General features: G+C 44.0%; 12 protein-coding genes and 1 rRNA gene. 10 read left to right on the top strand and 3 right to left on the bottom strand.

Annotated features, from left to right (window positions below; translation table 11 throughout):
• Positions 1–92: ribosomal RNA gene (rrf, locus tag HNR53_RS20270) — 5S ribosomal RNA — on the top strand; the annotation flags it as partial.
• A gap of 163 nt (positions 93–255) precedes the next feature.
• On the opposite strand, the gene HNR53_RS20265 is transcribed toward rrf, so the two are convergent.
• Positions 256–462, bottom strand: coding sequence for a sigma factor G inhibitor Gin (locus HNR53_RS20265; protein WP_184529504.1), 207 nt, complete (start codon positions 460–462; stop codon positions 256–258).
• 281 nt (positions 463–743) lie between these two features.
• Here HNR53_RS20265 and HNR53_RS20260 point away from each other — a divergent pair, with 281 nt between their 5' ends.
• Both HNR53_RS20260 and tmk read left to right on the top strand, forming a co-directional pair.
• Entirely contained in the window at positions 744–2,180 is a 1,437-nt protein-coding gene (locus tag HNR53_RS20260) for an aminotransferase class I/II-fold pyridoxal phosphate-dependent enzyme (protein WP_184529502.1), read from the top strand.
• A gap of 147 nt (positions 2,181–2,327) precedes the next feature.
• Positions 2,328–2,969 (top strand): dTMP kinase, encoded by a 642-nt coding sequence (tmk, locus tag HNR53_RS20255; RefSeq protein ID WP_184529500.1) that lies wholly within the window; start codon positions 2,328–2,330, stop codon positions 2,967–2,969.
• A 167-nt stretch (positions 2,970–3,136) separates the two neighbouring features.
• Here tmk and HNR53_RS20250 read toward each other — a convergent pair whose 3' ends face one another.
• Entirely contained in the window at positions 3,137–11,374 is an 8,238-nt protein-coding gene (locus tag HNR53_RS20250) for a GH36-type glycosyl hydrolase domain-containing protein (RefSeq protein WP_184529498.1), read from the bottom strand.
• Between the two features lie 298 nt (positions 11,375–11,672).
• Here HNR53_RS20250 and holB point away from each other — a divergent pair, with 298 nt between their 5' ends.
• The 6 genes from holB to rsmI all read left to right on the top strand — a co-directional run bounded on the left by holB (position 11,673) and on the right by rsmI (position 15,818).
• A complete protein-coding gene (holB, locus tag HNR53_RS20245; protein ID WP_184529496.1) occupies positions 11,673–12,671 on the top strand; it encodes a DNA polymerase III subunit delta' in 999 nt (332 codons plus the stop codon).
• Positions 12,672–13,499, top strand: coding sequence for a regulatory iron-sulfur-containing complex subunit RicT (locus tag HNR53_RS20240; protein ID WP_184529494.1), 828 nt, complete (start codon positions 12,672–12,674; stop codon positions 13,497–13,499).
• A gap of 13 nt (positions 13,500–13,512) precedes the next feature.
• Entirely contained in the window at positions 13,513–13,884 is a 372-nt protein-coding gene (yabA, locus tag HNR53_RS20235; RefSeq protein WP_184529492.1) for a DNA replication initiation control protein YabA, read from the top strand.
• Between the two features lie 123 nt (positions 13,885–14,007).
• Positions 14,008–14,700, top strand: coding sequence for a tRNA1(Val) (adenine(37)-N6)-methyltransferase (locus tag HNR53_RS20230; RefSeq protein ID WP_221452414.1), 693 nt, complete (start codon positions 14,008–14,010; stop codon positions 14,698–14,700).
• Positions 14,687–14,968 (top strand): GIY-YIG nuclease family protein, encoded by a 282-nt coding sequence (locus HNR53_RS20225; protein ID WP_184529490.1) that lies wholly within the window; start codon positions 14,687–14,689, stop codon positions 14,966–14,968. Before HNR53_RS20230 ends, HNR53_RS20225 begins: the two co-directional genes overlap by 14 nt.
• Complete coding sequence (rsmI, locus tag HNR53_RS20220) at positions 14,946–15,818, top strand: 16S rRNA (cytidine(1402)-2'-O)-methyltransferase (protein ID WP_184529488.1); 873 nt, start codon at positions 14,946–14,948, stop codon at positions 15,816–15,818. Before HNR53_RS20225 ends, rsmI begins: the two co-directional genes overlap by 23 nt.
• A 72-nt stretch (positions 15,819–15,890) precedes the next feature.
• Here rsmI and abrB read toward each other — a convergent pair whose 3' ends face one another.
• A complete protein-coding gene (gene abrB / locus HNR53_RS20215; RefSeq protein WP_184529486.1) occupies positions 15,891–16,175 on the bottom strand; it encodes a transition state genes transcriptional regulator AbrB in 285 nt (94 codons plus the stop codon).
• A gap of 560 nt (positions 16,176–16,735) precedes the next feature.
• On the opposite strand from abrB, the gene metG reads away from it, so the two are divergent.
• Positions 16,736–18,697, top strand: coding sequence for a methionine--tRNA ligase (gene metG / locus HNR53_RS20210; RefSeq protein ID WP_184529483.1), 1,962 nt, complete (start codon positions 16,736–16,738; stop codon positions 18,695–18,697).
• Positions 18,698–18,792 lie beyond the last annotated feature (95 nt).

Genomic DNA, 18,792 nt, shown 5'->3' with positions numbered 1-18,792 from the left:
ACACCCGTTCCCATCCCGAACACGGAAGTTAAGCTTCTCAGCGCCGATGGTAGTTGGGGCTTTGCCCCTGTGAGAGTAGGACGCCGCCAAGCAAGACAAAGAGTACCCTTAAGTGGGTGCTCTTTTTTTGTATATAATCAAAGGCTTGAAAAAGCCGCAAACTAAACCAAAAAGGTACTACGTGTAAAACTCATCCCACACAAGAGTGAAGCCAGGCTTCATGGACCTTCTAAATTCCACTATCCCAAAATCTCTTTATGAAAATATTTCCGGAGTAGTAATCTTCTTAAGCTTTTTAAGATAATATTTATACTTAGGATCGTTTGTATCTGTTAAGATGATGTCCCGTTCACAGTCAACACAAAGGAACGATGTGTACAGATGGATTCCCCTTCCTTTTTGTTCACCGCAAATGACACATGTTTCCGATATCTGTTTCGCATTCAATTGCTCCACCTCCATACTCCTATCGTAACCAGTTCTGAACCAATATATACAATATTGTTAATATTCACTTAAATAGTTTAGATGTTTACTATTGTATGATGATACGCTTAAATCATTGTATGTCTAACTGAATTCTTTTCCGGAGCGGTGCAAGCTGTTATTTAGTCAGGTGTTTTATATATATGAAGGCGCTGTATTGATACAAACAGGCAATACAAATGAGAGCTTTCCACCGTGTTGTCTTTTTCGTAAAATAAAGAAGATACTTTAATGAAATAAAGAAAGTATGGTGCTAAATGGATCAGTATAAAACCCCTCTATTGGATCAGCTTATTTTACATCATAAGAAAAATCCGATTTCACTGCATGTACCAGGTCACAAATATGGCAGACTGCTGGACCATCCCAAATACTCAGTCTATCGCGGCATCCTGCAATTGGACGCGACGGAATTAGCCGGATTGGATGATCTTCACAGTCCAGAAGGTGTCATAAAGGAGGCAGAGACGCTCCTTTCAGAGATATATGGCACGGAGAGGAGCTACTTCTTAGTCAACGGCTCAACCGTAGGAAATTTAGCCATGATCCTGACGGTTTTACAAAAGGGCGATATCGTGCTGGTTCAGCGCAATTGCCATAAATCAGTATTAAACGGGATTGAATTAGCGCAGGCAAGGCCAGTTTTTCTTGGACCAGAATACGATGAGGACTGGGGAGTAACTGGGAGTATCTCCGAAGCAATTGTCGCAAAGGCGATGGAACTCTATCCGGAGGCAAAGGCGCTGATTTTGACTTATCCGAGCTATTATGGAATGGTCAATGATCTGGAGGAGATTATTAAGCAAGCCCATAAGGCAGATATTCCTGTGCTCGTTGATGAGGCGCATGGGGCTCATTTTATCTGCGGCGGCTTTTTTCCGAAGTCAGCCGTCATGTTAGGTGCGGATATCGTTGTGCAGTCCGCGCATAAAACTTTGCCGGCAATGACCATGGGTTCCTATCTCCATTTAAATGGCAAAAGAATTGCAAAGGGCAGGCTTGATCATTACCTGCACATCTTGCAGTCCAGCAGTCCTTCCTACCCAATCATGGCTTCACTGGATATAGCGAGGAGCTATATTGGAACGTATTCGGCGGGGGATCATGCCTATCTGCATGAGCAGCTTACTTATTTTGCTGCAAAATTAAGCGAAAATGACGGGATTAAGGTTTTAAATTATGGTTCGCAAAAAGGCGACCCTTTAAAGATTACGCTGCAATCACAAACGGATTTAAACGGCTTCGAAATGCAAGAGGCATTTGCGAGGGAAGGGATTTATACGGAATTAGCCGACCCTCTTAATGTTTTACTTGTCCTGCCTCTGTTAAAAACAGGAATGGATTACCCATTCGCTAAAGTTATTACTGGGATCAATCGAGCGTTACAGTCTGTAAAAAGAACGAAGCGAAAAATAGACAAGAGTGATTACCATCCGGTTATCTCATTGCTTGAAGTTGACAGTGAGGAAGCCCAATATCTGACCCGGCGTAAAGTCTCGCTTCATGACGCAATAGGGGAGATTGCTGCCGAAAGAGTAACTCCTTACCCGCCAGGGATTCCTCTGTTGTTCCCAGGAGAAAGAATTACGGACCCCGTGATGGCGCAAATTCAGCACTTAGCGAAATCGGGGGCAAGATTTCAAGAGGGCAGTGGTATCTGCCAAGGGGAAATATACATTTATCAATCTAAATGATAAAGAAGTCAATACGGAGGCTTCTGTAATCGATGCAAGGGGAAATGCCTAAAATAAAGAGATGTGCGGGTTGAGGATTTCATGTATATTAGAAATGTTTGAGTTGAAAAAATAGATATATACTTTAAGAAGCAAGGGGAATCGCAAATGTGCTATTTAATTACTCTCGAAGGCGGTGAAGGTTCGGGGAAAACAACGATCCTGAATTTATTAGCAGAAGCCTTAGAAGAAAAGGAATTCGAAGTGGTTCGGACAAGAGAACCCGGCGGTATTGATATCGCAGAACAAATTAGGAAAGTCATTCTCGATCGGGCCAATACGGCTATGGATTCAAGAACGGAAGCATTGCTGTATGCCGCAGCGAGACGGCAGCATTTAGTAGAAAAAGTTATCCCGGCAGTGCAAATGGGGAAGATGGTCCTATGTGATCGCTATATTGACAGCAGTTTAGTTTATCAGGGATTTGCCAGGGGACTTGGGATGGAAGAGATTTATTCCATCAATAAATTTGCAATCGAAGGCTATATGCCTGATTTAACCCTTTATTTTGACCTTGATCCGGAAATCGGTTTATCGAGAATTGCTAAGGATGAAGACCGAGAAGTGAATCGTTTAGATCTAGAATCAATAAAGTTTCATTATCAAGTAAGAGAAGGCTATCAACTGCTGCAGCAGCAGTATTCAAATCGGATAAAGGTCATCAATGCGGAAAATACAATTGAAGAAGTATTTCATGATGCTTTAAATGCTGTGTTAACCTTTATTGAGACAAACAAAAATAACAGCTGAGCCGCATCGGGGCAATGAAGGACAAAATCAGAAAATGAAACGAGAAAAAGGTCCTTCATTAGGGTAATGAAGGACAAAATCGGAATATGAAACGAGAAAAAGGTCCTTCATCGGGGCAATGAAGGACAAAATCGGATAATGAAACGATAAGGACCCATTGTTATTTTTTACATTTTCACATGAACTTGATGCTCCCGCCCATCGTCGATTAATTCAATAGAAGGAATGTCCTCTGTGAGAGGAATATTCTTTCCATCCATTTCAACAGAAGCACGAATCCTATTTTCCGCTTCATTCGCAACTTGAATCTTGTAAGGCGTTTTACCAAAGCGGTATGTCACGGTGAAGCCGGACCAGTCCTTTGGAATACATGGGTTGATATAGAGCTTGTTGCCGCGGCGGCGAATGCCGAGAATCCACTCAATCCCGGCCTGATACATCCAGCTTGCTGCTCCTGTGTACCAGGTCCATCCGGCATGACCCTCCTTCGGTGCTGCGGTATAGACATCGGCCGCCATTACATATGGTTCGGCAGCGTATCGCTTGACTTCGAAGTCAGTCCTAGTGTGGTTTAAAGGGTTTAGCATCTGGAACATTTCCACTGCCTTATCTCCCCGTCCCATCTGGCTCCATGCCACGATGCCCCAGATGACACCGTGGGTATACTGGGCACCGTTCTCCCTCAGTCCCGGCGGATATCCCTGGATATATCCAGGACTCGGTTCTGTTTTGTCAAAGGCCGGAGTCAGCAATCTGACGACATTCAAATCGCGCTCAACCAGTTCGCGGTCAAAGGAGTCCATCGCCTGGATGGCACGCTCCGGTGGTGCACCCCCGGAAATAATCGACCAGGACTGAGCAATAGCGTCTATGCGGCATTCCTCATTTTGAATCGATCCAAGCCACTGTCCTGCATCTGTAAAGGCGCGGCGGTACCATTGCCCGTCCCATCCATGCTCATTAAGGGCAGAAATGAAATCCTCCCGCGCCTTCTGATACTGCTTTTCTTTTTCTTGATCATGGCGCTCGGAGCAAATCCCGCTAAAGCGCTGCAGCACATCCACTAGAAACCATCCAAGCCAGACGCTTTCCCCGCGGCCCTCTGCGCCGACAAGATTCATCCCGTCATTCCAATCGCCGACACCGATAAGCGGCAAGCCGTGCTCCCCGATGCGGGACAGGGATTTGTCAATCGCACGCAGGCAGTGTTCGTAAATGGTTCCTTGCTCCGAGGAAATCACAGTCGGTTCATAACGCTCGTGCTCCCCATCATGAAGCGGCTCGCTTGTCAAGTAAGGCTCGATTTCATCCAGTACGGACCAATCTCCTGTATGTTCAATATAGCGCGATACAGTATATGGCATCCATAATAAATCATCGGAGAAAAGGGTTCGTATACCGCGTTCCGTTTCTTCATGCCACCAGTGCTGCACGTCACCTTCAAGATACTGATGGGCGGCGTGGCGCAGAATCTGTTTTCTTGTCATTTCTGGCAGCGTATGAAGCAGGACAAGAGAATCCTGCAATTGATCGCGGAAACCGTAGGCACCGCCGGCCTGGTAAAAAGCCGTTCTTGCCCACATGCGGCATGCCAGCGACTGATACAACAGCCAGCCGTTTAACAGAATATCCGTTTCCGGGGATGGCGTCGCTACTTGGATTTGATCAAGATGTTCCGCCCAGAAGTCATGAACTTCCTGCAAAGCGGTCTCGCATTGAGCCGGCTGTTTGTATTTTTTCGCTAAGGAGGCAATTGTCTCTCTGGATGCCTCGCAGCCAAGAAGAATATAGACAACGTGTTCCTCCTCAGGTCTTAGTGTAAGCTTCATTTGCACGGCACCGCACGACTCATAAAGTATACCGGTGCGGCCTGATAGAGAGATGCGGTCAAGTGCCGCCGGATGTCCCAGCGTGCCATTGCGTCCGATGAATTCATTTCGATCAGCTGTCCAGGACAGGTTCTCATCCTTAGAAACATCACTATCCGCCGTTTGCTGCTGATACATCCCCAAAAAGGCAGTGGCATCACGGAACGTTTCTTGATAAGTATTCCGCGCTGTTAGAACTTGGGCAGATTCAAGCCACTCTGTTACGATATGAGGTGCATTGGACTGGCGCTGGACGCCGAGTACCCATTCTGCATAATAGGTTAAGGAAATCTCCCTTTGAACAGCAGAATTGTTTTTTAGCTTCAATTTCATAATTTTGACCGGATCCTCAAGCGGCACATACATCGTCAGCTCATGTGTGATGCCGTTTCTTTCATGGTCAAAACGGGTGTAGCCGCGGCCGTGAGTGATTTTATAAGGTGCTTCGGAAAAACCGGCTGTTGGCGCTGCCGTCCAGACCTCACCGCTCGCCTCATCACGCAAATAAGCCGTTTCAGTCGGCGGATCAAGCACAGGGTCATTCGACCATGGTGTCAGCTTGCACTCCCGGCTGTTCTTCCACCAGGTGTAGCCTGTTCCTAATTCCGAAATCATAAAACCAAGCTTGGGATTGGCGATGACATTCACCCAAGGAGCAGGAAGATGATTTCCATTTTTAATCAGGATCCAATACTCCTTTCCGTCCGGGGAAAATCCGCCCCAGCCGTTAAAGAACTGCCAGGTCTTCGTATCCATTAGCTGTGGCAGCGTCGATGGAGGATTCTCTATCTTCAGCGAAGGATTCAAAACCAATGCCTCCGGCAGTCCCTCTTCCGTTTTTTGCCGCCGCATTTGCGCTGTTAAGCTTGATCTTCCCGCCTGGAGGATGACCCGTGCGGAAGCCATCAGCAATGCTGTGTCTTCTTCGGTCAGCTGGTTGGCGGCAATGGTGTAGACTCCTGATGAGGCAGCACCAAAGCGATCAACACCATGCTCCGCCGCACTTTGTATCGCCTCCTGCAGATTCTGCTGATATCCGCCAATCGATTCGTTGAAGATAACAAGGTCAAAGAGAAGACCCAGGCGGCGCAGGTATTCATGACCTGTCAGGATTTTTTGAATAAAGGGCATATGGCTGCTGTCGGCAATTTTGACCAAAACAATTGGCCGATCACCGGATACCCCGAAGGACCAAAGACCGGATTGCCCTTTCTGATTCATCGAAATACTAGACTCCTGTTCTTTCTTTAGCGGCGTGCGGTAGAGAATATGCCCGGCGAGTCCTTGAAATTCCACAGCTTCCGTATTGCTCAACTGCAGATGCCGCAGTTCGATCTGAACCCGGTTCCAAGCCATTTGATAGGTACGTTCGATGGATTGCTCCGCGGTAAACGTACGCACGATATGAATCGCCTCTTCACATGTATCGGCAGCAGAGGTGACCGCTATTAATTGGACCTGCTCTCCCGGACCGATGCTGATACGGCGCCGCATAACAAAGGCCGGATCGGCAACAGAGCCTGTCTGACCGCGCAGGCGGCTTGTGATTCCCTGAGGTTTAGCGAGAGAATAACCGCGGCCGATAAAGCTTGTGCGATCGGTTTCAAATTCGATTGAGCCTAGTGTGTCCCCTTTGATCATAAGGGAATGGGCTGACCACAGCGTATTTCCATTTACTTCACGCGGCCTGCGGCTCGCAATCAGGCATTCTGATTCCGGATCGAAGTCAGTCCGGATAAACAGCTTGCTGAAGGCGGTGTGGGCTGCATCGGCAATCGGATTTGAAAGGGAGAGCTCTACGAATGATGTAACCTCAAGGACATTAGCTTCAAGGCTGTTATTTAACAGCGTAATGCGGCGGACTTCTGCGTTACACTCTGGAGAAACACTGATTTCCATCGTCGTTTTAATTTCGCCGTCCGTTCTCATAAAAACAGCACGATCTAAGCCAAACTGAACCCGAGCCTCAGGAGCTTCTACCATGCAGGGCTGATAGGATGGCGACCATACCGTATTTTTGGAAATGTCCCTGATATAGATAAAGCTTCCCCATGGATCCATAACAGGATCTTCCCGCCATCTTGAGACTAACACATCCTTGAACTGGCTGTATCCGCTTCCGGAATTGGTCACCACGGTCGTGAAAGTCCCGTTTGAGAGGATATTGACTGCTGGGGTTTTTGTATGCGGCGAGACAAATTCCCTGATTGGCGTATTATTGTGTGTCATTTTTTCAAATGGTTTATGAACGCGGTTCATTGACGGATGCTGGATAAGCTTCGGCCGTTTTGGAATCCGTTCCTGCAGCAGCAGTTCAGCTGCCCTGATTTCTTTATTTTGATGGAACCGTTGATACATCTTTTTCGGCAGCAGTACGTTTGCAAGCGTAAGTAAGCTCATGCCCTGATGATGTGCCATAAAACTACAGATGACCATGTATTCTTTCTGCTTTGGCAGCCTTCTTTTAGTAAAATCCACTGCTTCGTAAAAGCCGTATTTTCCTCGGGCTTTGAGCTGTTCAAATTTTTTCAGCGCATTAAGAGCAGCACTTTTTGCAAAAGGCAGGGCCAGAATGGTTGCATAAGGTGCTGTAACTAAGTCTTGATCCAACCCGCGTTTAAACCCGAGTCCCGGTACACCGAAGGCGCGGTATTGGTAATTCATCTGGTAGTCAAATGCGTAATAGCCCGATTCCGAAATCCCAAATGGTACGCTTCTTTGCTTTGCATATTCAATCTGCCGTTCGACCACTGCCTTATAGGTGCTGTCCCACAAAGTATTGCGGTACGTTTTCATAAAGAGCCATGGCATTAAATATTCAAACATGGTGCCGGACCAAGATAGTAATAATGGCTTGTTCGCAGTCTTCGTCATCGTTCTGCCAAGGGCATTCCAATGGGCGACGGAAACCTGTCCAAGTGCAATCGCAATAAAGCTTGCTGATCTTGCCTCTGAGGCCATTAAGTCATAAAGCACTTCATCACGCACGTGGCGCTCCATATGCCAGCCTAGGGAGAAAAGTCTTGCCTTATGATCATACAGCGGGCGGAAATTCGTGCTGCGGATAAATTCCTCTATTCGCACCAGCAGCTTCTGTCCGCGATCGCGCCAATGTGTATTTGACTGTTTCAGGAAATCATCGGTAATGATCGGGGCCAGTTCCTCGGAGAAGGCGATATGAAGTGATTTATCCTTTCCTGCAGGAAACTCTCCCATGTCAATCCCGAAATCATGCTGCATCCATTCCAGCAGACCTTCTTTTACTGTAATTAAGCAGCATACTAAATTGCCGGAATCCACGGTTGAGACGTATTTGGGCGGTAGTGGCGCGAGTGTTACCGTATCGTACCAATTGTAAAGATGACCTTCCCATTTCTCCATTTTTTCCATTGTACCCAATGTCCGTTCCAGCCGTTGAATCAACTCCGGTGTATCGATAAATTCAAAGTCCCTCGCGGCCAAGGCGCAGGACAAATACAACCCGATATTAGTAGGCGATGTCCGGTGTGCCACTCCCTTAGGCGGCTCCATCTGCACATTATCGGGAGGCAGCCAATTATCCTCTTCCGTAACAAAGTCTTCATAGAAGCTCCATATTTGCTTTGACAGCGTCTGTAATTCCTCTTTTTCACTGTTGGAAAAAGAAAGACCTTCCTGCGGCACCGGCTGGTTTAGCCATCTTATAACAAATGGGGCGCATGCCCACAGCACGGCAAGTGCTATGCCTGTTATTTGAACGGGTAAATATCCGCTGAAAACTGCTGCAGCGAAAAATAGAAGGATCAGCAGATAACCTCCCGCCATTCCTAAAAGGATTGGAGCTTCATTCCTTTGACTATTTCGTTCTGCCTCAGCCGATGTGGTCCATTCCAGCAAGTTCCGTTTCGAAATCAATAATCGATAAAGCGCCCTTCCGATTGCATCAAAGAGCAGAATGCTTTGAAATGGCAGGGTCATGATGTTAACCAGTACTTGTCCTGCAGTGAACAGCAGCCCTTTTGTATATTTGAGACTGGCCTTCACTGCAGCTAACTGACGAAGCAAAGGCAGAAGCCAAGTTATCATTACAATTGCCAACCAGCGGATAGGAGAACCGGGAAGTATGGTTAAGGCTAAGAGCAGGGTCAATAATAATGCCGGAGAAAGCAGGCTGCGCCTTAAATTGTCTATGATCTGCCAGCGGGTTAATATAGATAAATCTACCGGCAGTAATTTACCGCTGCGATTTATCACCTTCGGCAAGAGCCATGATATTAACTGCCAGTCGCCGCGGACCCAGCGGTGAAGCCTTTTTTGAAAGGAGTGAAAGTGTGCTGGATGATCATCGATTAATTCAATATCTGAAAGCACCCCTGTGCGCAGGAATCCTCCTTCTAGCAAATCATGACTTAACACCCGATTTTCTGGAATCCTTTCGCAAAGCACCCGGTAAAAGACATCAATATTAAATATTCCTTTTCCTGTAAAAATCCCTTGACCGAGACCGTCCTGATAAGTATCAGACACAGCAAATGCATAAGGATCGATACCCGGATCTCCGGACCAAAGTGCAGCAAAACGGGATTTTGCTGCCGCTTCATGACTCATTCCAATCCTGGGCTGCAGAACACCATAGCCTTCAATCACTCTTGTTTCTGTTTTGTTTAATTTAGGGCGGTTAAATGGGAGGTGCATCGTACCGACCATTCGCTGAGCGCTTTCAAGCGGCAGCATTGTATCTGCATCGAGTGTAATGATATAGCGGATATCCTTTAGCAGCGAAACATCTCCTTCGATAGCTGTAAAGCTGGTATCCTTTCTTCCTTTTAGCAGCTCAATAAATTCGACTAGTTTGCCGCGTTTTCTTTCCCAGCCCATCCATGCATTTTCTGCAGGATTCCATAAACGTTTCCGCTGGAATAAATAGAAGGAGCTGTCAGGATAAACCCGGTTTAATCGTCTGATTTCCTTGAGTGCCGCTTCTGTTACTATTTTGTCCTCATCAAGCTGCTCTGTTTTGGCATCCTTAAAATCACTCAAAATAGCAAAGTGCAGGTTAGAATCACGGTTTGCTAAATAGTGCAGCTCAAGGCGTTCGGCAATTTCCAAAGCCTCCTCCTTCGCCGACCAAATCACCGGAATAACAACCATTGCCGCGGCCTCTTTAGGAATGCCTTTCGAAAAATCATATCTTAGTAAGGGGATCGGACGTCTGACCCGTTCGATGAACCAATGCAATGCTGTAACAGCCCATTCCATAGCCGGCAGGACAAGGACGAGAACAATGGCCAGCCATTGAAGCGGTGTAAAGCTCCAGCCCATGCCCATCCAGAGAGAAAAGGCGAGGAGAGCAGCCGCAAACATAAGTACTAACATATTAAAATACGTTTCTGTCGGGCGGCGCAGAATCCCATTTTCCGGCATCATTCTCGGTTTGCCTTCGCCGCATTTTTTTAGTCCTTGTCTTAAAAGCTTCAGTCCTGCAGGCTCTAATAAATAAAAAGCAATAGATGCTTGGCGCCCGCAATCTTCCCTATTCTCCTCCGGCAATTGCTGTACATACTCATTTGCTAATTCTACTGCCTGGCAGGCAATCAAGTTTTCTGGCAGATTCAGGCGGAGACTAAGCTGTTCAATTCTTTTCCGCAGTGTGCTGCGGCTTGATACATCCAACTGGGGATAGACTCCTGTACTGTCTGTTCTCAATGTCTGTTCAACCAAACTCATTTTCTCAAATAACTCATGCCAGTCAAACCGTGTAAGCTTCCGCATGCTTCCGATAATATTTCCGGTAGACATTTGATAGGAAGCCTGAAGCTGATATTCATAGGATAAAATCTGCTCTAAGCTTTCTGTCCCATTTTCCAGCTTGCAGCTAAGCCATTCACTAACCATTGCTGTATAATCGGCACGCTCCTGAAGATGCCTGACTAAATGAACAATCATGGAACCGGCAAGCGGCATTTCCAGACCTGCATCCTCCAGCGCTCTATTTAAACTCTCCGGATTTAACTCCGTAGAATTTATCCCGGAAAGGAGTTCGTTCACTTTTGTACAAATATCGAGCCGAACTTTCAGCTCATCCGACATTTCGGCGAGGCGATGAATCAGTGCAATCTGCAATATTACCGGGATCGACCAGACCTCGGAAATTTTTAATATAGATACTTCCTGATAGGCATGGATATAGGAGAGAAAGGTATCAATATTTATATGACCGTCCGTATAGTTGATATAATCCTTACAAATAGAAAAGATTCTCGGTTCCCCTTTTTTGCTTAGATGGGGCAGGGAATCTATCAGCTGTTTGCTCAACTCTTGTTTAATGGTCAAAGCCTGTTCTTCTAGAAACTCTGCGTTATCGAGAAGCCATTCCTCAGCAGGCTGTGAACAGGTTGAATTTCTCTCACGAAGCTGGTTCACAAACACACGGATCTTTTCCATATCGGAAACATGACCGTTCCAGAAACGCCCAATAGGCTTACGCTTGATAAAAGGGTCATGACTTAATGCAGATTTGTGTGCTTCCACACTGAGTTGTTCTTTATTTAAAATCACACTTGTTTCCCCCTAAAAAAATGCTGTACTATCAAATAATCTCCAATTTGGCAGGAAAGTATGCATAATTTAGCGAAAAGAAGGATTAGAAGGCTGGATGTTGAAGGGAGCAGCATCGCTTGTTTATCAACAGCAATCAATAAGAGCGGATGGCGCTAGGGTGCCTGTCAACTTTCGTGTGTTTGAGCGGTAAGTCGTGTTTTTCTAGCGTATTTGCTGTTATAATGAAGATGCATTGGCTTAACTTCTAAGCAGTGTGAAACACGATTGTTGTCAATACATGAGGTGAGTGATAGCTTTGTCGAAAACGTGGGAAGAGCTGGAAGAGATTCAACCGGTTGCACTAAAAATGATCAAAAACAGTCTGCAAAAAAAACGCCTCGCCCATGCTTATTTATTTGAAGGGATGAGAGGGACAGGGAAACACGAGACAGGAATGCTGCTTTCAAAAAGTCTGTTCTGTTTATCTTTGATAGATGGCTTCCGGCCGTGTGAGGCATGCACGAACTGCAGAAGAATTAATCATGGCAACCATCCTGATATTCATATCGTTGAGCCTGACGGTTTGTCGATCAAAAAGCAGCAAATCCATGATCTGCAGGAGGAGTTTGCGAAGACAGGGGTTGAATCGCGTCAGAAGATCTATATGATCATTCATGCGGATCGGATGACGGTCAATGCGGCGAACAGTCTGCTTAAATTTCTCGAGGAGCCTTTTCAGCAGACATTTGCTATTTTAGTCACAGAACAAATTCAGAAAATACTGCCGACCATTGTCTCCCGCTGCCAAACGCTTTCATTTCAGCCCCTTTCCGGACAGAGTTTGCTGCGCAGAATGGTTGAGGCCGGGGTCCCGGAGCAGAAGGCGCCTATACTTTCCTGCCTAACCAATAATTTGGATGAAGCAGTAGCGCTGAATAGTGATGATTGGTTTGCACAAGCACAAAAGATAGTGGTAAAATTATTTTCAGTCCTTAAGAAAGATCCGCTTGAAGCTCTTACGGCGCTGCAAGAGGAATGGTTTTTGCATTTTAAGGACAAAGAACAGATAGACCGTGGTTTAGATTTATTACTTCTTATATTTAAGGATTTATTATATATACAGATTGGTAAGCAGGACAGAATGGTCTTTGTCAATGAGCGTTCATTATTAGAGCGGTCGGCACTAAAGATATCAGGAAGGAAATTAGGCGAGCAAATGACAGCCATATTAGAGGCAAAGGGTAAGCTGGCGGCGAACATGAATCCACAGTTATTGATGGAGCAGCTTGTTCTTAGATTGCAGGAGGGATCTTAAGTGTATAATGTAGTAGGAGTACGCTTTAAAAAAGCGGGTAAGATATATTACTTTGATCCCGGAGATCTTCCAATTCAAAACAATGAACACGTTATTGTCGAAACAGTTAGAGGGGTAGAGTACGGAAGAGTGGTAATCGGCCCGAAACAGGTAGATGAAAATGATGTTGTTCTTCCTTTAAAAAAGGTATTGCGAATTGCAGATCAAAAGGATCGTCTGATTGTCGAAGAAAATAAAGCTGCAGCAAAAGAGGCTTATGATGTTTGCTGTGAAAAGGTAAATATTCATCAACTGGAAATGAAGCTGGTAGATGTAGAGTATACATTTGATCGCAATAAAGTCATTTTCTATTTTACAGCCGATGGGAGAGTTGATTTCCGGGAGCTGGTAAAAGATTTAGCGGCGATTTTTCGGACAAGAATCGAGCTTAGGCAAATCGGTGTCCGTGATGAAGCGAAGATGCTCGGCGGCATTGGACCATGCGGGAGAATGCTTTGCTGCTCGACATTTTTGGGGGATTTCGAGCCGGTTTCTATTAAAATGGCAAAGGATCAAAATCTGTCATTAAACCCAACGAAAATTTCCGGTTTATGCGGACGGCTGATGTGCTGTTTAAAATATGAAAATGATGAGTATGAATCATCAAAGGAATTATTACCTGATCTGGGCCAGTGGATAGAAACTCCTCTTGGTAATGGAAAAGTAGTCGGGCTGAATATTCTTGAACGTGTGCTCCAGGTTGAAATTCCACAGCATGAACGTGTGTTAGAATATACGTTGGATGAAATTTTAAAAGAAGGTGCCGTTTCTGTTCAATCCACAGAGTAATGAGGTGGAATCAGTGGATAAAAGAGGAATTTTTGATTCAGTAAGTAATTTGGAAAGTCAGATTGGGCAGTTATACCAGCAGCTGGGAGAATTAAAACAGCATGTGGCAGAACTTCTGGAGGAAAATAATTCTCTTAAGCTGGAGAATGAAAATTTAAGACGTCATCTTGATGAAAGAACAGAAAATATAGAGTCAAAGAGGGTTAAAAAAAAGGGCACGGCAAAGGCTCATTCAACCGATCAAATACTTGCTGAAATTGGAGAAGGCTATGATAATCTGGCCCGTCTTTACCAGGAAGGGTTTCATATATGCAACCTGCAATTTGGCAGCCCGCGCACGGACGGGGATTGTATTTTTTGTCTATCTTTTTTAAATAAAAAATAATTTCTGGCCTTCCTTATTTTATTGGGAAGGCTGTTTTTTCATAATAAATGGAAGTGAAGAGGGGGGATCAATTTGGTTGAGTTAAAAGGGGATGAAAGGCTTGATTATTTATTAGCGGAGGATATGCGGATTATTCAAAGCCCCTCTGTTTTTGCATTTTCCCTTGATGCCGTTTTGTTAGCGAAATTTGTTTATGTCCCGATTCAAAAAGGGAAATTAGTTGATCTATGCAGCGGGAACGGGGTGATCCCTTTGTTTTTAAGTACGAGAACGAAAGGCACGATCACAGGAATTGAAATTCAGGAACGATTATATGACATGGCTGTCCGCAGTATTGCTTATAATCATCTCACAGACCGCCTCCATATGATCCATGGGGATATAAAAGAGATCCACAAGACGATTGGTCATGATCAATATGATGTCGTGACCTGTAACCCGCCGTATTTTTCAACGCCGGCAAAAAGTGAAATGAATGGAAATGAGTACTTGGCCATTGCCCGCCATGAAATTCTCTGTACCCTGGAGGATGCTGTTCGCGCGTCAAGCATTCTGCTTAAGCAGGGAGGCAAAGCAGCGTTTGTTCATCGTTCAGGCAGGCTGATTGATATCATTACCTTGATGCGGAAATATAAATTAGAGCCAAAGCGGGTTCAATTTGTCTATCCTAAGGCGGGAAAAGAAGCGAATACTTTATTAATCGAAGGGATAAAGGGAGGTAATGCTGATTTGAAAATTTCGCCGCCTCTGACAGTCTATCAAGATAATAACGAATATACTCCTGAAATGAGGAACATTTTATATGGAGAAGGATGAGCATTATTTTTATGTCCTATCCTGCAAGGATGACAGCCTCTATGCCGGCTACACCAATGATATAGAGCGAAGGATTAAACTTCATAATGAAGGAAAGGGCGCAAAATATACACGCGGCAGAGGACCGGTTAAGCTGGTATTCAGCAAAAAATATGCAACGAAAAGCGAAGCGCTTAAGGCAGAATATGCATTTAAACAGCTGGATCGCAAAAAGAAACAGCAATATATAAAAGGGCAGGGTCAATATGTGGCAGCAGAAAAGCTTTGATAACGAAGAGACGAAGGGAATTCTCTATCTTGTGCCGACTCCGATTGGCAATTTAGAGGATATGAGTTTCCGCGCGATACGAATGTTGAAAGAGGCAGATTACATCGCTGCTGAAGATACAAGGAATTCCAAGAAGTTATTACATTATTTTGAAATTGATACTCCATTGATGAGTTACCATGAACATAATAAAGAGAATAGCGGACGCAAAATCATCGGCTTGTTAAAAGAGGGGGCAAAAGTTGCCCTGATCAGCGATGCGGGATTACCGACGATATCGGATCCCGGTTTTGAGCTGGTAGTTGCAGCGATAGCGGAGCAATTAACAGTTGTACCGCTGCCGGGTGCCAATGCCGCATTGACGGCACTGATTGCTTCGGGTATTTCCACACAGCCCTTTTACTTTTTCGGATTTCTTGATCGGCAGAAGAAGGATAAACGCAAGCAACTCGAAGAACTAGGGTTTATTCCGGCAACGATCATCTTATATGAAGCACCACATCGATTAAAAGAAACACTGATCTTAATTGAGGAAGTATTAGGAAACAGGAAAATGGCTTTATGCCGGGAACTGACAAAAAGGTACGAGGAATTTATCCGCGGTACTGTCTCTGAGTTCATTCAATGGGCCTCCGAGCAGGAGGTGCGTGGTGAATTCTGTTTAATTATTGAAAAAGGTGAGCCGGTGACCAGAGTGGAAGATCATTGGTGGGAGGATTTATCTATTACGGATCATGTTGAACATTATATTGAGGAAAAAGGTATGACATCAAAGGATGCTATTAAGCAGACAGCAAAGGACAGGGACATGAATAAGCGTGATGTCTATCATTTATATCATGTCGAATAAAAATACAGAAAACTAAAGAAAAAAATAAGTGCCTTTCCGTTATGAGGAGGGGCACTTTTTCTATGGGGTTTATTATTTAGCTAGATTGAAACTATCCTGAATTTCTTTTAAAAGAATTTCAGCGCCTTCACGGCTAAGAATTAATCTTCCGCCTGCTAAAGAAAGATTATCATCAGATACTTCACCAGTAACCTGGCAAGTCATGTTAGGTTTATATTTCTTCAAAATAATACGATCATCGTCAACGTAAATTTCCAATGAGTCTTTTTCAGCAATACCAAGAGTTCTTCTTAATTCGATAGGAATAACTACCCGTCCTAATTCATCAACCTTACGGACAATTCCAGTAGATTTCATAGTGTTTCTCCTCCATATGTGCAATTGGGTTCTCTCTCTAGTATTAATTATTCGTCATTATTCGACAATAATTTTATTATGAATATAATAATAACAATTCTTCCAATAAACGTCAATTGCTTTGTTTATGGATACGGTGGAAATGATTTCCACCTGTATATCGCCATTTATCATGGAAAATAGGAATTATTCAAAAAAGACACTCTTTTATCTTATTATATTAATAAAGTAAAAGGGTAATAAAATATTTTGGTAATATTATCCATAGTCGTTTCATCTGCTAGAAATGAACGATACCAGTTCTATCGTCATGTTTTAGGTGTTGTGTGGGACATTTGGATTAAAGGTAGTGAAAGATGGCTTTTGCAGGATGGTATTGCATTAGTTGCATTTTTTAGGTATATTTTGGTAGTGTGTGAGGTTATATTGACGTTATAGCCCTTTCAGTAAAAATCCAATAAAATATATTTTTGAAAAAATTTTGCCTGTTATTTCGCAAGATATATAATGAAATATGGTATATTAGATAGATCGGTGATGATGAAAAGGAGGAACAAATTATGGGAGATAAGAAAACGTTTTATTTAACTACTCCTATCTACTATCCAAGTGGAAATCTACATATAGGGCATGCTTATACAACGGTTGCCGGCGATGCAATGGCCCGTTACAAACGCCTCCGCGGTTACGATGTTATGTATTTAACAGGAACGGATGAACATGGTCAGAAGATTCAGCAAAAGGCGGAGGAAAAAGGTGTCACTCCTCAACAATATGTTGATGAGATTGTCGCTGGGATTCAGGATCTGTGGAAGAAGCTCGACATTTCATATGACGATTTTATCCGGACGACAGAAGAACGCCATAAAAAGGTAGTGGCGCAAATCTTTGAACAGCTTTTGGCACAAGGCGATATTTACCTAGGGGAATACGAAGGCTGGTATTGTACGCCGTGCGAATCTTATTTTACTGAGCTGCAGTTGAATGAAGAAGGAAACTGTCCGGACTGCGGCAGACCGGTAGGACGAGTTAAAGAGGAGTCATACTTTTTCAAGGTAAGCAAATATGCAGATCGTCTCCTGCAATATTATGAAGAAAACCCGCAGTTTATTCAGCCGGAATCGCGCAAAAATGAAATGATCAATAACTTTATTAAACCCGGTCTTGAAGACTTGGCTGTTTCACGGACAACTTTTGACTGGGGAATTAAAGTTCCAAGCAATCCGCGTCATGTGATTTATGTATGGATTGATGCATTGACTAATTATATTACGGCGCTGGGCTATGGTTCAGAAGATGAAGCAAAATATAAAAATTACTGGCCGGCGAATGTCCATTTAGTTGGAAAAGAAATTGTCCGCTTCCATACTATTTATTGGCCGATTATGCTTATGGCATTGAATCTTCCATTGCCGAAAAAGGTATTTGCTCATGGATGGCTTTTAATGAAGGATGGAAAAATGTCTAAATCGAAAGGGAATGTAGTCGATCCGGTAACCTTGATTGATCGATACGGTCTGGATGCGCTTCGTTACTACTTATTAAGAGAGGTTCCATTCGGTGCAGATGGAGTCTTCACTCCAGAAGGATTTGTAGAGCGCCTGAATTTTGATTTAGCGAATGATTTAGGAAATCTGCTTAATCGTACGGTTGCGATGATTAATAAGTATTTCTCCGGAGTTATTCCTGGATATAAAGAGTCGGCGGGAGAATTTGAACAATCACTGCTTGAAGTCAATGAAACAACGGTGAGGAAGTATGAAGAGGCTATGGAGAAAATGGAATTCTCTGTTGCTTTAACAGCAATTTGGCAGTTGGTAAGCAGAACCAATAAATATATTGATGAAACACAGCCATGGCAGCTGGCCAAAGAGGAAGAAAATCAGTCGAAGCTGGCTGATGTTATGACACATTTGGCAGAAACATTACGAAGAATTGCAATTATGTTACAACCATTTTTAACCCAGGCGCCAAAACAAATCTTTGGGCAGCTTGGTATTGCAGAAGGCGGATTGACTTCTTGGGACAGTATGGAGAAATTCGGTGCGATCCCTGAGGGGACTAAAGTTACGAAAGGTGAACCTATTTTCCCTCGTTTAGATATAGAAGAAGAGGTCAATTATATTAAAGAAAAGATGCAGGGAACTCAGCCTAAGACCGAAGAAAAAGAAGAAAAGGCGGAAGCGGTACCTGAAGCTGATGAGATCACGATTGATGATTTTATGAAGGTTGATTTGCGGGTAGCTGAAGTAACAGCAGCAGAACCCGTTAAAAAAGCTGATAAGTTATTGAAGCTTCAATTAAATTTAGGCTACGAAACGAGACAAGTTGTATCCGGCATTGCTCAATATTATAAACCTGAAGAATTAGTCGGCAAAAGGGTTATCTGTGTTACAAACCTAAAGCCTGTCAAATTAAGAGGGGAATTATCGCAGGGGATGATTCTTGCCGGCAGCAAGGATGGGGCTTTAGCATTAGCAACCGTTCCTGATTCCCTTCCGTTAGGATCTAAGGTTAAATAAGGTTATTACAGCGGTTTGCGAAAAAAATTGATTGATCATGTAGAAAAATGTTTCACGTGGAACAATTTGCGTGAAGCATTTTTGTATTATTTGTC

The organism is Bacillus benzoevorans (assembly GCF_014207535.1).
GTDB classification, from domain to species: Bacteria; Bacillota; Bacilli; order Bacillales; family Cytobacillaceae; genus Bacillus_BD; species Bacillus_BD benzoevorans.
The sequence above is the reverse complement of the archived record's forward strand: the minus strand, read 5'-3'. Positions and strand labels throughout refer to the sequence as shown.

Excerpts from the sequence above, each read along its gene's own strand:
- abrB (WP_184529486.1), bottom strand. The coding sequence starts at position 16,175 with ATGAAATCTACTGGAATTGTCCGTAAGGTTGATGAATTAGGACGGGTA.
- HNR53_RS20265 (WP_184529504.1), bottom strand. The coding sequence starts at position 462 with ATGGAGGTGGAGCAATTGAATGCGAAACAGATATCGGAAACATGTGTC.
- metG (WP_184529483.1), top strand. The coding sequence starts at position 16,736 with ATGGGAGATAAGAAAACGTTTTATTTAACTACTCCTATCTACTATCCA.
- tmk (WP_184529500.1), top strand. The coding sequence starts at position 2,328 with ATGTGCTATTTAATTACTCTCGAAGGCGGTGAAGGTTCGGGGAAAACA.
- rsmI (WP_184529488.1), top strand. The coding sequence starts at position 14,946 with ATGTGGCAGCAGAAAAGCTTTGATAACGAAGAGACGAAGGGAATTCTC.
- HNR53_RS20225 (WP_184529490.1), top strand. The coding sequence starts at position 14,687 with ATGGAGAAGGATGAGCATTATTTTTATGTCCTATCCTGCAAGGATGAC.
- HNR53_RS20230 (WP_221452414.1), top strand. The coding sequence starts at position 14,008 with ATGCGGATTATTCAAAGCCCCTCTGTTTTTGCATTTTCCCTTGATGCC.
- HNR53_RS20260 (WP_184529502.1), top strand. The coding sequence starts at position 744 with ATGGATCAGTATAAAACCCCTCTATTGGATCAGCTTATTTTACATCAT.